Annotated in this window: 14 protein-coding genes; 11 read left to right on the top strand and 3 right to left on the bottom strand. The window is 72.8% G+C overall.

Annotated elements, in window-relative coordinates:
* Positions 1-274 precede the first annotated feature (274 nt).
* Positions 275-1633, top strand: coding sequence for a CoA transferase (locus OG933_RS01440; RefSeq protein WP_405624886.1), 1359 nt, complete (start codon positions 275-277; stop codon positions 1631-1633).
* On the opposite strand, the gene OG933_RS01435 is transcribed toward OG933_RS01440, so the two are convergent.
* A complete protein-coding gene (locus tag OG933_RS01435; protein WP_362532714.1) occupies positions 1590-2990 on the bottom strand; it encodes an amidohydrolase family protein in 1401 nt (466 codons plus the stop codon). The genes OG933_RS01440 and OG933_RS01435 overlap by 44 nt on opposite strands.
* Entirely contained in the window at positions 2980-3972 is a 993-nt protein-coding gene (locus tag OG933_RS01430; protein ID WP_405624885.1) for an enoyl-CoA hydratase/isomerase family protein, read from the bottom strand. Before OG933_RS01430 ends, OG933_RS01435 begins: the two co-directional genes overlap by 11 nt.
* A 369-nt stretch (positions 3973-4341) precedes the next feature.
* Between OG933_RS01430 and OG933_RS01425 the strand changes: the two genes are divergently transcribed.
* The gene (locus OG933_RS01425; protein WP_405624884.1) at positions 4342-4545 is read left to right on the top strand and encodes a hypothetical protein; all 204 of its coding nucleotides are present in this window, start codon (positions 4342-4344) and stop codon (positions 4543-4545) included.
* Between the two features lie 158 nt (positions 4546-4703).
* Positions 4704-5336 (top strand): mycofactocin system transcriptional regulator, encoded by a 633-nt coding sequence (mftR, locus tag OG933_RS01420; protein ID WP_362532720.1) that lies wholly within the window; start codon positions 4704-4706, stop codon positions 5334-5336.
* A gap of 45 nt (positions 5337-5381) precedes the next feature.
* On the opposite strand, the gene mftG is transcribed toward mftR, so the two are convergent.
* The gene (gene mftG, locus OG933_RS01415) at positions 5382-6956 is read right to left on the bottom strand and encodes a mycofactocin system GMC family oxidoreductase MftG (RefSeq protein ID WP_405624883.1); all 1575 of its coding nucleotides are present in this window, start codon (positions 6954-6956) and stop codon (positions 5382-5384) included.
* Between the two features lie 229 nt (positions 6957-7185).
* Between mftG and mftA the strand changes: the two genes are divergently transcribed.
* From mftA to OG933_RS01375, 8 genes are all read left to right on the top strand, one after another.
* A complete protein-coding gene (gene mftA / locus OG933_RS01410; protein WP_142270174.1) occupies positions 7186-7326 on the top strand; it encodes a mycofactocin precursor MftA in 141 nt (46 codons plus the stop codon).
* A gap of 10 nt (positions 7327-7336) precedes the next feature.
* Positions 7337-7612: a mycofactocin biosynthesis chaperone MftB gene (gene mftB / locus OG933_RS01405; protein ID WP_267024171.1), complete on the top strand. Its 276-nt coding sequence runs from the start codon at positions 7337-7339 to the stop codon at positions 7610-7612.
* Complete coding sequence (mftC, locus tag OG933_RS01400; protein WP_362532728.1) at positions 7609-8856, top strand: mycofactocin radical SAM maturase; 1248 nt, start codon at positions 7609-7611, stop codon at positions 8854-8856. The genes mftB and mftC overlap by 4 nt, the downstream gene beginning before the upstream one ends.
* The gene (mftD, locus tag OG933_RS01395; RefSeq protein WP_405624882.1) at positions 8849-10060 is read left to right on the top strand and encodes a pre-mycofactocin synthase MftD; all 1212 of its coding nucleotides are present in this window, start codon (positions 8849-8851) and stop codon (positions 10058-10060) included. Before mftC ends, mftD begins: the two co-directional genes overlap by 8 nt.
* A 2-nt stretch (positions 10061-10062) precedes the next feature.
* Complete coding sequence (gene mftE / locus OG933_RS01390; RefSeq protein WP_405624881.1) at positions 10063-10818, top strand: mycofactocin biosynthesis peptidyl-dipeptidase MftE; 756 nt, start codon at positions 10063-10065, stop codon at positions 10816-10818.
* Positions 10815-12200, top strand: coding sequence for a mycofactocin biosynthesis glycosyltransferase MftF (gene mftF, locus OG933_RS01385; protein ID WP_405624880.1), 1386 nt, complete (start codon positions 10815-10817; stop codon positions 12198-12200). The genes mftE and mftF overlap by 4 nt, the downstream gene beginning before the upstream one ends.
* Before the next feature lie 126 nt (positions 12201-12326).
* Positions 12327-13508: a hydroxylase gene (locus tag OG933_RS01380; protein ID WP_362532743.1), complete on the top strand. Its 1182-nt coding sequence runs from the start codon at positions 12327-12329 to the stop codon at positions 13506-13508.
* On the top strand, positions 13505-14077 hold the full coding sequence (locus tag OG933_RS01375) for a flavin reductase family protein (RefSeq protein ID WP_362532746.1): 573 nt from the start codon (positions 13505-13507) through the stop codon (positions 14075-14077). The genes OG933_RS01380 and OG933_RS01375 overlap by 4 nt, the downstream gene beginning before the upstream one ends.
* Positions 14078-14100: the final 23 nt, after the last annotated feature.

The raw sequence follows: 14100 nt of genomic DNA, 5'->3' as shown, positions 1-14100 counted from the left end.
CGGGCTGGGCGTCGCCGAGGCCGCGGCGTGGCTCGCGGTGTTGTGGCGGGGTCCGGATCACGAGCAGTGCTCAGCCGACGAGCGTGCGGCGCTTTGAGCGCATGGAGCGCATAAAGCGCATAAAGCGCGTTGAGCGTCGTGACGGCTGCGAATCAAGCGTGCCGGGGTTCACCGTTTCCTCTGGCCGACCACTTCTTGAAGCTTTGTGCGGTTAAATCGTCATTGCATAAACGCATACTCTTTTTCGTCTCAGGGTGGGAAAGCGGTGGGGGCGGTGGCGGGCGATCCGACCGAGACCGTACGGCGGTGGCTGCGCACCCTGGGGGACATCACGCCTTCGCCTGCCCCCGCGCGCGTCGCCGGCTGCCCGTTCCTGGACTGGGCGGCCTCCGGTGCCATGGAGCTGACCGGCGAGGCGGACGGCCCGCCCGTCCTGTCGCCCGGACCGATGACGGCCCTGCTACGGGAGTCGGTGGCCGCACTGGCGCACATGGCCGGGCCCTTCCCCGTCGACCCCGTCCTCGTCCTCAGCGGCCGGGCCGGCGCCATGAACCTCACCCGGCGCGGGCGGACCTCGGCGGGCGGCGCGACCCGCCTGCTTCGGGCTTCGGACGGCTGGTGCGCGGTGACCCTGAGCCGTCCCGACGACCTGGAACTCGTGCCGGCGATGCTGGGCCGGGCCGACCTGACAGACCCTTGGCAGGAGCTGACCACGGCCGTACGAGGCGCGAAGGCGAACGAATTCGCCGACCACATCCGGATGTTCGGCGTTCCCGCCGCTGCCCTGGCGCCCGAACCGCCCTCCGTGGACGTACCGTGGCAGGTGTCCACGATCGCCGCACCCGACGGGGACGCACGGCGGCTGGACGGTGTCCTCGTGGTCGACCTCTCCTCGCTCTGGGCCGGCCCCCTGTGCGCCCGCCTCCTCGGCCTGGCCGGTGCCAGAGTGGTCAAGGTGGAGAGCACCCGGCGCCCCGACGGCGCCCGCACAGGGAACCGGCGTTTCTACGACTGGCTGCATGCCGGGCACGAGAGCGTCGCCGTCGACTTCACCCAGCCCGAAGGGCGGAGCGCGCTCGCCGATCTGGTCAGGGCCGCCGACGTGGTGATCGAGGCGTCCCGACCGCGTGCGCTCGCCCAGTTGGGGCTGGCTCCGGAACGGCTCGACCATCGTGCGGGCAAGGTGTGGGTGAGCATCACCGGGTACGGCCGCGGTCATCCCGACCGGGTCGCCTTCGGCGACGACGCGGCGGTCGCCGGCGGGCTGGTCGGCCGTTCCGCGGACGGCGAGCCGGTGTTCTGCGCCGACGCGGTCGCCGATCCGCTGACGGGGGTCGTTGCCGCGCTGGGCGCGCTGGGCGCCTTGGCCTGCGGCGGAGGACAGCTGATCGACGTCTCCATGCGGAACGTGGCGGCGGCGTTCGCCACGGCTCCCCGTGTCGATCACGGGCCGCACCCGGTACGGAGAGCACCGGGCGGCTCGGTGGTGGAGTGCCCGGCGCTCGGCCGGACACAGGAGGTCCTCCCGCCGCGCGCGCCGGTAGCAGAAGGGGCGACGCCCGCGATGGGCGCCGACACGGCCCGGATCCTCAGCCGAGTTGCTGAGCTCCGTGGGCGATCCGCCCCTCGATGAAGGTGGCGCGCACGTTGCCGGCGTCCGGAGCCCGCACCGCCTCTCTCCACGGCCGGTCCAGCAGGACGAGGTCAGCCGGTCGTCCCACCGTGACCCGCCGCGCCGGGCCGCCGGGATCGTCCAGGGGCGAGAGCATGCTCCGCAGGGCCACCTCCACCGGAACCCGCTCGTCGGCGCCGAGTACCCGCCCGGACGGCGTCAGCCGCTCGGACGCGGCCCGCAGGCCGGCCCAAGGGTCGGGATCGCCGTAGGGGGCGTCGCTGCTCGCGGCCACCCGGACCCCGGCGCGCAGAAGCCCGGCATATCGCCACAGGTCCGGCCGGTCGGCGGGATCGACGCGCTCCCAGTAGTCGTCGCCCCGCAGGGCGACCAGCGTCGGCTGTGTGACCACCCGGATCCCTCGGGCGGCCAGCTCCGCGGCAGCGGCACGGTCGGCGTCGGCGCAGTGCTCCACCCGGTCCCCGTCCAGTCCACCCGCCCGGTCGAGCGCGGCCAGGGTCAGCGCGAGGGCCGTGCGGGTCACGCAGTGCACGGCGACGGGGCGTCCGTCGGTATGTGCCTGCCGCATCCGCCCGGCGAGGTCGTCGACGTCCGGGAGGGCGTGGTCCGCGACCACGAACTTCAGTGGGCCGATGCTCAGCCGCGGATGGGGCGGGAGACCGGCGTCGGCGGCCATGGTCATGACGTGCTGCGGGAGTTCCTCCCTCCGTACCGCCTCCGATACGAGGCGGCCCGCGCCCTGGTCCGGTGTCGCGTCGGCGACATGGGTGACACCGAGGGCGGCCAGCCGTGCGCCCACCGCTCGCAGCGACGGAGGCCGTCCGCCCAGTGCCTCGCGCAGCCAGGCGTCGGCGCGCCACAGCCGCCCGGTCGGTCGGCCTGTCCCCTCCCGTTCGATGCCGGCGTGGGCGGCGGACAGGGCGCCGAGCCGTTCGAGGCCAGGGGAGTTGACGACCCACAGCGCGCCGGAGCGGTGCTGGACACGCACCGGCAGCACGCGGTTCCAACCGTCGAGGACGGTCCGGTCCAGATCGCCGTGGACCACGTCGTCGTACCCGACCGCTCGCACCCACCCGTCCTCACCCGCCACGGCTTGTGCGATGGAGGACGCGAGACCGTGCCGGGAGAGGGCGGACACGTCGAGCGAGGCACGCCGTGCGGCCATGGCCGCCAGGTGCAGATGGTGATCGGCGAGGCCGGGCAGCAGTGCACCGCCGTCGCCTCGTACGACGAACTCGTCCGGCCGGGGGCGCAGTTGACGGCCGATCTCAACGACGGCACCCCCGCGGATCCGGCAGTCGACCGGATCCCGGCGTGGATGAAGCTCCACACCGCGCAGGAGCACCTCACCGCTCATGGTCGTGGTCGATCTCGTCCACCAACCCCCACTCCAGGGCGGTGCCGGCACCGACCCGGGCCCCGCTCAGCATCATCCACGCGGCGCGCCACCGGCCGATCCGCCGCGGCACGCTCACCGTGCCGCCGGCGCCGGGCACCAGACCCATCGCAACCTCGGGCAGTTGGAAGAACGCCCCGGGTGAGGACACCAGACGTCCCGCGAAGGCGGCCATCTCCACACCCGCGCCCACCGCCGCGCCCCGCACCCGCACGGTCACCCGGTCCCGCAGCCGGTCGATCAGCCGCCAGGGCGCCCGGTCCAGCCGTACCAGGTATGCCGCGACGAGGTCCGCGGCCTTCCCGAACTCGGACAGGTCGCCGCCACTGCAGAACACCGGCCCGACGCCGTCCAGTTCGACTTGGTCGATCGTGCCGTCGACGAAGGCGAGTTCCAGGGCCTCGAACAGCTCCTCCCGCATCCGGAAGCTCAACGCGTTCCGCCGTTGCGGGCGGTCGAGTTGGACGAACAGCAGATCGTTCCCCCGCCGGACGCGGACCAGCGGGCCCTCCTCCGGAGCAGCCCGGGGCGTGCCCCGGTCGGCGAGCCAGGAAGCGAACTCCGTCCCGCCGAGAAGCATCGAGTAGGCCGCTGCCTCGGCCGCCAGACCCTGCAGGGTGTCGAGTTGCGGCGTCTGCCGCAGCAACTGCCCCAGAGCCAGGCTTGTCCGAGGCCGACAGGCGACGAGCCGGGCCAGCTCGTCGAACGCGACCAGCGGATCGTGGACGGGTACCAACTCCCGTGTCCGGGCGCTCACACGGGGTGCTGCCAGGGTCAGCGTCACCGCCTCCAGCAGCGGTCGGAGCCGGTCCGGCGGCTGCCGGGTCGCGATGCCGAACGTCAGGGGCAGGGAGTCGGCCAACCGGGCGGCCTCGGCCTCGACCCGGCTTGCCTCGGCGTCGTGCCAGTCGTCGAGAACCAGGCGTCGTAAGGGGCTTCCCACCCGCCCGTCGGACCGGAGCGTCAATCCTTCGTCGCTGTACACCGGGGTCACCGATCCAGTCTGAGGGACCGTGACCGCCGTGGCCACGGGCTACCGCACGGTCAGCCCCTGCGGGTGTTGATCTCCGGGACATGCTAGGACAAGGGCAGTTCCGCGGGGGGACCTCGAAGCCTCCTTGCGAGCGGGGTCCCGTTCGGACGCGGCCCCCGACGGAACGGGCCCACTCGCACGTGGAGCCGGCTGCGCGCCATTCCGGCGCCTGGCCTGGATACCGGCTCATCGCGGCCCGCGGCACGACGGAGGCGCGGGGGAGCGGCCGACGTGGTCACCTGGTGACGCGTCAGCGCCGTCGTCGGCAGCGACCTCGACATGACTCCGCGGGCCGGCGGCATCGATCGCCTCGTCCTCACCGGCATCGACATGAGCGGCGTCGTGCTGTCCACCCTGCGCGAGGCGGCCGATCCGGATCTCGGCTTCGCGGTCCGGCCCGACGGACGCCTCGACGCCGACGTGCCGGTATGGACACGGACACGGCGCGTTCGCGCGGGCCACCGGGCCCCCTCCCCGCGGTGATGCGCATGCCGTGTGCCCGACGAGGCTCCGGTTGGGTACCTCGCGTCCAGGCGCCCGTCGGATTGTGCATCATGTGCGAAGCGGGATGACGGCCGATGGCGTACGGGCCGCCGGGGTTCGCCGGGGGCGGCGCCGGTGCCTGAAGGGAGGGACTGCGGATGGCACCGCTTCGGGGCACAGGGGATGCCGGCACGGGATCCGCCCGAACGGGCCGGCCGCGCGCGACGTCACGGGCGGCGCTCGAACGGCTGGGCTTCGAGCTGTTCGCACGGCAGGGGTTCGACGGCACGACGGTCGACGACATCGCCGACGCAGCGGGAATCGGCCGCCGCACCTTCTTCCGCTACTTCGCCTCCAAGAACGATCTCGTGTGGGGCGACTTCGAAGATCAGCTGGCCAGGCTCGACGCCTTGCTGGCGGCGGCCGACCCGGACATGCCGATGATGGACGCGCTGTGCGAGGCGGTCGTCGAGTTCAACCGGTTCGACCCGGCGATGGTGCCGTGGCACCGGCAGCGCATGGCTCTCATCCTGCGGGTGCCGACGCTTCAGGCGGACTCGGCCGTGCGCTACGCGTCGTGGCGGGCCCTCGTCACGGAGTTCGCCGCGCGGCGCCTGGACAGGCCCGCGTCCGGCATGATGCCCCGGCTGATCGGCAGTACCGTCCTGGCCGCATGTGTCGCCGGCTATGAGCAGTGGCTGACCGACGAGGACGCCGACCTGAGCGACCTGCTGGAGCTGGCCGTCCGGCAGCTCGCGGCCGGATTCGGAGACCCGGCACTTCGCCCGTAGTGTTTTCGCCGCCTCGCATGCCCCTCCGCGAGCCCTCGAACCGGTTCACGTCAGGCCGCGCCGCACGGCGTCGGCGACGAGTTCGCCGATGAGGACGGCGGTGGCCGCCGGGCCCCGCGACGGCGGCGTCGGCAGGATCGACGTGTCCGCGACACGCAGACAGTCGACACCGTGCACCTTGCCGTAAGGGTCGACGGCGGCCCGAGGATCGTCGGCGTGGCCCAGCGGAACCGTGCCACAGGTGTGGTGGGACGTGCCGAGATGCCCGTGGACCCACTGGTCGAGCAGGCGGTCGTCGTCCAGCACCTGGGCCACCGGCTCCGTGAGCCCGACCGAGACCTCCGCGAAGTCACGGGTGCCGACCAGCTCGGCGGTGACGCGGACCGCTTCGCGCATGCGCTGCCGGTCCGCCGCGGTCGACAGGTAGCCGTAGTCGATGCGCGCAGGAGTCGTGGGATCGGCGGAACGGGTGCGCATCCGTCCGGTGAGCCGCGGCGTCTGGACGGAGACGAGGAACGCGAGGGGCGCGCCGGGAACGGACACCCGGCCGCCCGTCAGTCCGGCCATGGGGATGAGGGACTGAAGGATCTCCAGGTCCCCCGAGTGGCCCCCGTCCGATGAGGACAGGTGCAGGACCCCGCCGAGCCATGAGCCGGCGGGCTCGGGCATGGGCCGCCGGGGCATCCACTCCAGGACCACCTGGGGGTGGTCCCCGAACTGGGCTCCGACCGCGGGAGCGTCCCTGACGACGGGGACACCGAGGACCTCCAGTTCGTGGCGCGGCCCGATTCCCGACAGATGCAGCAGATGAGGGGAGCCGAACGCCCCCGCGCAGAGCACGACCTCCCCGCCGCGCACCACCGTGCGGCGCCCGTACCGCTCGACCACCACGCCGGTCGCGCGGCCACGCTCGAAGACGACCCTGAGGACTGTGCTGTCCCCTTCCACGCGGAGGTTGGGGCGGCCGGAAGCGCCCAGGAGATAGCTGACGCCGGTGTTGACGCGCTCTCCGTCCACGGCGTTGGACGGCACCGGACCGAATCCCGGCGCGTCCTGGGCGTTCTTGTCCCCTTCCTCGGGGAAGCCCAGCCGGCGCGCGGCCGACCGGAACGCGATGGCGGCGGGGTGGCGAAGATCCGTGCGGCGGACGCGTACCGGCCCGTGGTCGCCGTGCAGCGCGTCGGCACCGTGGTCGAGGTCGCTCTCCAGAGCGCGGAGAAGCGGGAGCACCCGGTCGTACGACCAGGCCGCGCCGCCCACGGCCGACCAGCGGTCGAAGTCGGCGCGCCGGGCACGGACGAAGTACCCGCCGTTGACGGTGGTCGAGCCGCCGAGGCACCGCCCCCGGACGACCGTGTACGGACGTGTCGGAGTGAGGTGCACGGCGTACGGCAGGACGGCCCCGTGTCCGGGCTGTGCGCCCGGGACGAGCCGGGAGTCCAGCAACTCGGCTGCGAACGCCGACGGTTGACGCGGTACCGGGCCCGCCTCCAGCACCAGCACGGTGCGGCCGGGATCCTCGCTGAGCCGCGCCGCGAGGACGGCGCCGCTGCCCCCGGCGCCCACCACGATGACGTCCGGGCGGCGTACCCGGCCGCGTCCGTGCTCGGTCTGCCCCATGGGCAAGTGATTCAAAACGCGGTGAGCGTCCCGCGCCACGGTCCGTTCCGGTGGCCGGGACAAGCCCAGGCACCCGGCACATCGGTGAACTACCGTCAGCCGAGCCCGGTGAGTCGGCAGTGCGCGTCCCTTCACTTTTGGCACCTGGTGCCATTACTCTCCGAGGCATCCGAAGGGAGCGGTCCGCGGCGCACGACCGCGGCGCCGCGGGAAGCCTAGGGAGAGTCGCATGACCGAGCTCCGCTCCGCCCCGTTCGAAGAGACCGCCACCGACGCCGAGGCCGACCAGGCCGCCGCGCCGCCGGCGCTGATCGAAGCCGAGGATCTCCTGGAGGAGATCTCCATCGACGGCATGTGCGGCGTCTACTAGGCGTCGCCGGATGACCGGGATGGACCTCGACCGTGCCTGGGACCTGCACCCGCAGGTCTCGGTGCGGCCGGAACCCTTCGGCGCGCTGCTCTACCACTTCGGGACCCGCACACTCACGTTCCTCAAGGACCGTCGGCTCCTGGCCGTCGTCCAGGCGCTCGCACAGGCCCCCACCGCCCGCGCCGCGTGTCTGGCCGCGGGCCTCGGCGAGGACGAACTGCCGCGCTACGGCCGGGCGCTGGCCGTTCTCGCCCGCTCGTCGATGGTCGTCGGAAGGACCCCATGACCCAGCCCATGACCGCCCCCCTGACCACCGGGTCGCGGCTGGTCGACCTGTTCGAGCCGGGCCTCGACGCGCCGATCTGCCTCACCTGGGAACTGACCTACGCCTGCAACCTGTCCTGCACCCACTGCCTGTCCAGCTCCGGCCGCCGCGACCCCCGCGAGCTGAGCACCGGGGAGGCCATGGCCGTCATCGACGAGCTGGAGGCCATGCAGGTCTTCTACGTCAACATCGGCGGTGGCGAGCCCACCGTCCGCGCCGACTTCTGGGAGCTCTTGGACTACGCCACGGCACACCACGTGGGGGTGAAGTTCTCCACCAACGGCGTCCGGATCACTCCCGAAGCCGCCGGGCGTCTCGCCCGCGACGACTACGTGGACGTCCAGATCTCGCTCGACGGCGCGAGCGCCGACGTCAACGACGCGGTGCGCGGGCCCGGTTCGCATGCGACAGCTCTGCGCGCGCTGGAGAATCTCGCCGCCGCCGGGATGAAGAACTTTAAGATCTCCGTCGTCTGCACCCGGCACAACATCCCGCAGCTAGACGCCTTCAAGGCCCTCGCCGATCGCTTCGGCGCACAGCTCCGCCTGACCCGACTGCGCCCGTCCGGGCGCGGCGCCGATGTCTGGGACGACCTGCATCCGACGGCCGCGCAGCAACGCGAGCTGTACGACTGGCTGTTGGCTCATGGCGAGAACGTGCTGACCGGCGACTCCTTCTTCCACCTCTCCGCGTACGGTCAGGCACTGCCCGGTCTCAACCTCTGCGGCGCCGGACGCGTCGTCTGCCTGATCGACCCGGTCGGCGACGTCTACGCCTGCCCGTTCGCCCTCCACGAGGAGTTCCTCGCCGGCAACGTACGCGAACCCGGCGGCTTCGGCGGAGTGTGGCGCGACTCCGCGTTGTTCCGGCGGCTGCGCACGCCGCAGCACGGCGGGGCCTGCGCGTCCTGCGCGTTCTACGACACCTGCAAGGGCGGGTGCATGGCCGCGAAGTTTTTCACCGGGCTGCCCGTGGACGGCCCCGACCCCGAGTGCGTGCGGGGATACGGCGAGGAACGGCTCGCCCTGCGCCCCCGCGGCACCGCACACCTGCCCAAGCCGTCCGGGGACCACTCCCACCGGACCTCTCCCCGCCCGGTGGATCTCGTCCTCACCCGCCGCCGCCCGCCGGTGAGCGACTGCGCCGAGGACCCGCTGGCAGGGCTGGATCCGACACCCCTGGGAAAGGGCGGGACACATGCGTAGGAATCCCTGGTTCGAGACGGTCGCCGAAGCCCGTCGCAGGGCCAGAAGCCGGCTGCCGAGCCCGGTCTACGGTGCGCTCGTCGCGGGCTCCGAGCGTGGCCGCACCATCGACGACAACACCGCGGCCTTCGCCGAACTGGGCTTCGCCCCCCGGGTCGTGGGCCACCACGCGGAGCGCGACCTGTCCACCACCGTCCTGGGCGTGTCCACCGCACTTCCCGTGCTGATCTCGCCGACCGGGGTGCAGGCGGTCGACCCGGACGGCGAAGTGGCCGTGGCCAGGGCCGCCGCGAGCAGGGGCGTCATCATGGGCCTCAGCTCGTTCGCGAGCAAGCCCGTGGAGGAGGTGGCCCACGCTCAGCCGGACCTCTTCTTCCAGCTGTACTGGAGCGGCACCCGCGAGGCCATGGCGCAGCGCATGGACCGGGCCAGGGCCGCCGGCGCCAAGGCGCTCATCGTCACCCTCGACTGGTCCTTCTCCCACGGCCGCGACTGGGGCAGCCCCGCCATCCCGGACAAGCTCGACCTCAAGGCCATGCTGCGGTTCGCCCCCGACGTGCTGCCCCGGCCCGGCTGGTTGTGGCGGTACGCCAGGTCGGGCCGCGTCCCCGACCTCACCGTTCCCAACCTGCGGGCTCCCGGCGGCGAGCCGCCCACCTTCTTCGGCGCCTACGGCGAGTGGATGCGGACCCCGCCGCCCACCTGGGAGGACGTCACATGGCTGCGTGAGGAGTGGGGCGGCCCCTTCCTCCTCAAGGGCGTGACCCGGGTGGACGACGCCAAGCGGGCGGTCGACGCGGGTGTGTCGGCCCTGTCCGTGTCCAACCACGGAGGCAACAACCTGGACACCACCCCGGCCACCATCCGGGTGCTCCCCTCCGTCGTGGAAGCGGTCGGCGACCAGATCGAAGTCCTGCTGGACGGCGGTGTCCGCCGCGGCAGCGACGTGGCGAAGGCGCTCGCCCTCGGCGCCCGTGCCGTCCTCATCGGCCGCGCCTACCTCTGGGGACTCGCGGCGAACGGACAGGCGGGCGTGGAGAACGTGCTGGACATCCTGCGCGGCGGCCTCGACTCGGCCGTGCTGGGCCTCGGGCACTCCTCCGTCCACGAGCTGGGACCCGAGGACCTGGTCGTACCGCCCGGCTTCCCGTTGACCCTGGGAGGCGGGGACGTCGCGGCGCTCCGCTCCGCCCCGGCGGCCTGAACATGGCGGTGTCGTGGGCCCTGTCCGACGCCGTCTGGCCGGCCGTCCCGACCGGTGGGCTCGTCCTGGTTCCGGTCGGGTCCACAGAGCAGCACGGACCACACCTGCCGCTCGACACCGACACCGTGATCGCCCACGCCGTCGCGCGGCGGTGCGCCGACGTCCTTGCCACCGGAGCGGGTGGCCCGCTGCCGGTGGCACCGCCGCTGGCGTACGGCGCCAGCGGCGAACACGCGGACTTCCCCGGAACCGTCTCGATCGGGCACGAGGCGCTGCGCGCGGTGATCGTGGAACTGGTGCGCTCGTTGTCCCTGTGGGCGGGCCGCGTCGTGTTCGTCAACGGCCACGGCGGCAACACCGCCACCCTCGACGGAGCCCTCGGACAGCTGCGCGCGGAGGGCCATGACGTCGCATGGACCGGCTGCGAGGTACCGGGCGGCGACGCGCACGCCGGCCGTACCGAGACCTCCCTGATGCTGCATCTGACGCCGGAGCGGGTACGGCCCGACGCCGCGGTCGCCGGCGACACCCGACCGCTCGCCGTCCTCCTGCCGGAACTGATGGCCCGAGGTGTGCGCGCGGTCTCGCCCTCCGGCGTGATCGGCGATCCCGCCGGGGCGTCGGCCGAGGAAGGATGCCGGGCGATGGACGCGATGGTCTTTGCGGCAGTCCGGCGGATCGACGCGTGGACCGTCGACGGCCGCGGCCGCCTGGTCGACCGGGCGCGGAGACCACGGCCGCGGGCCGTACGCCGATGAACCTCCCCCTCGGATGCGTCGTCGAGCTCGACCGGCACACCCGGGTGGTCGACGGCGGCCGGGCCCTCCTCGGCGGATTCCCGACCCGACTGCTGCGGCTGGCCCCGAGGGCCCGGCGGCTTCTCGTCGGCAGGACGCTCCCGGTGCGGGACGCGGCGGGCGCCCTCCTCGCGGACCGGTTGCTCGAGACCGGTATGGCCCATCCCGTCGTCGACTCGCTCCCGGCGCCCCCTGACCCCCGGTACACGGTCGTGGTTCCGGTCCGTGACCGCCCGCGTCAACTCGACCGGCTGCTGCGGAGCGTCGGCACGGACATTCCCGTGATCGTGGTCGACGACGCCTCGCGGCACCCGGCGGCCGTGGCGGCGGTCGCCGCCCGGCACGGGGCCCGGCTCGTCGCCCTGAAGGCCAACGTCGGCCCCGCCGGCGCCCGCAACGCCGGGCTGCGCCTGGTCACCACCCCGTACGTGGTCTTCGCAGACTCCGACATCGTGCTGGAACCCGACACGGTCCCGACCCTGCTGAGGCACTTCGCCGATCCCCGCGTCGCCATGGCCGTACCCCGTATCACCGGCCTGTCCAGCGCCGCCACCACCTGGATCGAACGATACGAGAACGCCCGTTCCTCACTCGATCTCGGCGCCCACCCGGCCTCGGTGCGTCCCGGCACTCCCGTCTCCTGGGCGTCCTCGGCCTGCGTCCTGGCGCGGGTGGACGCGCTGGCGGAGGGCTTCGACGAGGGCATGCGGGTCGGAGAGGACGTCGACCTGTGCTGGCGGCTGATCGAAGCGGGTCGCCGCGTGCGCTACGAGCCCGCCGTCCGGGCCGCCCACGAGCATCGCGTGCGCGTGGGGGACTGGCTCCTGCGCAAGGCCGTGTACGGCACCGGGGCCCAGCCCCTCGCCCGACGGCACCCCGAGTACATCGCGCCCGCCGTGTTCGCCCCGTGGAGCGCGGCGTTCGCCGCCGCGCTGCTCGTCCAGCGGCGTTGGTCGGTTCCGGCCGCGGGGGTCGTCCTCGGCGTCGTCACCGTGCGCATCGCCCACAAGCTGCACGGCACCCGGCACCCGTACCGGCTGGCCGCGCGGCTCACCGTCAACGGTGCGCTCGGCACCCTGGCGCAGTCCTCCGCGCTGCTGACCCGCCACTGGTGGCCGCTCACGGCCGTCGGGTGCACGGCCTCCCGCAGGCTGCGCCGGGCCACGGCGGTCGCCGCTCTCGCCGACATCGCCCTCGAGTACCGACGTGATCAAGCCACTCTCGATCCCCTCCGCTACGGCATGGCCCGCCGCCTCGATGACCTCGCCTACGGGGCCGGCGTGTGGCTCTCCGCCCTCGAGGGCCGCTCCACCGCCGCGCTGCGGCCCCGCGTCGTTCGCTGAGGCGGCCCAGTCCCGGTCAGCGGAAAGCGCCCAGCGGGGCCTGGTCCCGTCCCCCGAAACTGAGGCCATCACGCCGCCGGCGACGTGCGGCGCATGCGAGGGATCAGTCACCAGGAGGTGTGCGGAGTGACGCATGAAGTGGTCGGCCGTGTCGAGGAGCTGGGTGCCGAACTGGCCGCGCTCGCCGACGAGAACGAGTCACTCGGCAAGCTGAGCGACCGGACCGTCGAGCTGCTCCGTTCCGCAGGGGTCATCCGCCTTCTGCAGCCCAAGGAGTTCGGCGGATTCGGCGCCCATCCGCGGGACTTCGCGGAAGCGGTGATGGAGGTCGCCCGGCACGACGGTGCCGCGGGCTGGGTGTGCGGCGTGGTCGGGGTACACCCCTGGGAGCTGGCCCAGATGGACCCGCGCCTCGCCCACGAGGTCTGGGACGACGACCCGGACACCTGGATCGCCTCGCCCTACATGCCCAACGGCATCGCCGAACCGGTGGACGGCGGCTATGTCCTCAGCGGACGCTGGCCGTTCTCCTCGGGCAGCGACCACTGCGGCTGGGACTTCCTCGGCGCGCTCCTCGGCGACGGCAAGGGGAAGCCCGCCGGGCCCATCACCGTGCTGCACGTCGTGCTGCCACGCTCGGACTACGAGATCATCGACGGCACCTGGGACGTGGTCGGACTGTCGGGCACCGGCAGCAAGGACGTCGTCGTGGACAAGGCGTTCATTCCCGAACACCGCGTCATCAGGCAGGAGGCGGTCCAGGACGGCGCCGCCGCGGCGGCCGTCGGGCTCACCGACACCCTGTACAAACTGCCCTTCAGCTCCATGTTCCCGCTCGGGATCACCTCGGCGGTCATCGGCATCTGCGAGGGCGCGCTCGCCCTTCACCTGTCCCAGCAGCGTGACCGGGTCGCCGTGACCGGCGTCCAGGTGCGCGACGACCCCTACGTTCTCTACGCCGCCGGCGAGGCCGCGGCGGAGATCGCCGCCTCCCGGGTGCAACTGATCGACGGCATCAGCCGGTTGTACGACCAGGTCGAGGCCGGTAAGCCCATCAGCATCGAGGACCGGGCGGACGTACGGCGGAATCAGGTCCGCTGCGCCTGGCGGGCCGTCTCCGCCCTGGACGAGATCTTCGCGCGGTCCGGCGGGAACTCGATGCGGCGCAGCAACCCGATGCAGCGGTTCTGGCGCGACGCGCACGCGGGACTGGGGCACATGATCCACGTCCCCGGCTCGGCGTATCACGCGAACGCCCTGGCCCAGATGGGACTTGAGCTGCCCGAGTCGATGCGCATCCTGATATGAGCGACGGCGTGACGCACTGCCGGACGGCGGACGCGGGCGCCGTCGACGGGCGGCGCTTCCGCGACGTACTGGGCAACTTCCCCACGAGCGTGGTCGCGATCACCACCACGGATCCCGAGGAACGGCCGCACGGGATGATCGTCGGCACCTTCACCTCCGTGTCGCTGGACCCGCCCCTGGTGTCCTTCCTGGCGGACCGCTCCTCCACGACCCTGCGGACGATCAGGACCGCGGGCCGCTTCTGCGCCAACGCGCTCGCGGGCAACCAGGAACGGCTGTCCCGGAGGCTGGCGACCGGCCCGGCGCAGGAGCGTTTCGCGGACACGAGCTGGCAGGCTTCACCGCTCGGTAACCCGGTGCTGGACGGCATCGTCGCGTGGGTCGACTGCGCGGTGGAGCAGGTCGTCGAGATCGGAGATCACCTGTTGGTCGTCGGGCGGGTCCGCGACCTGCGCGTCGAGTCGTTGAAGACCCCGCTGCTGTTCTTCCGGGGTGGGTACGGCGACTACCTGTCGAACGCGGCGCTGCTGCTGGACAGGCTCGTCGGCTGGGACGAGATCGGTCGGTAGACACCGGTCGGCACACAAGGGAG

The organism is Streptomyces sp. NBC_00016 (genome assembly GCF_045040885.1).
Taxonomy (GTDB): domain Bacteria; phylum Actinomycetota; class Actinomycetes; order Streptomycetales; family Streptomycetaceae; genus Streptomyces; species Streptomyces coriariae.
Note: the sequence above shows the minus strand (reverse complement) of the source record. Positions and strands in the feature narration are given on the sequence as shown.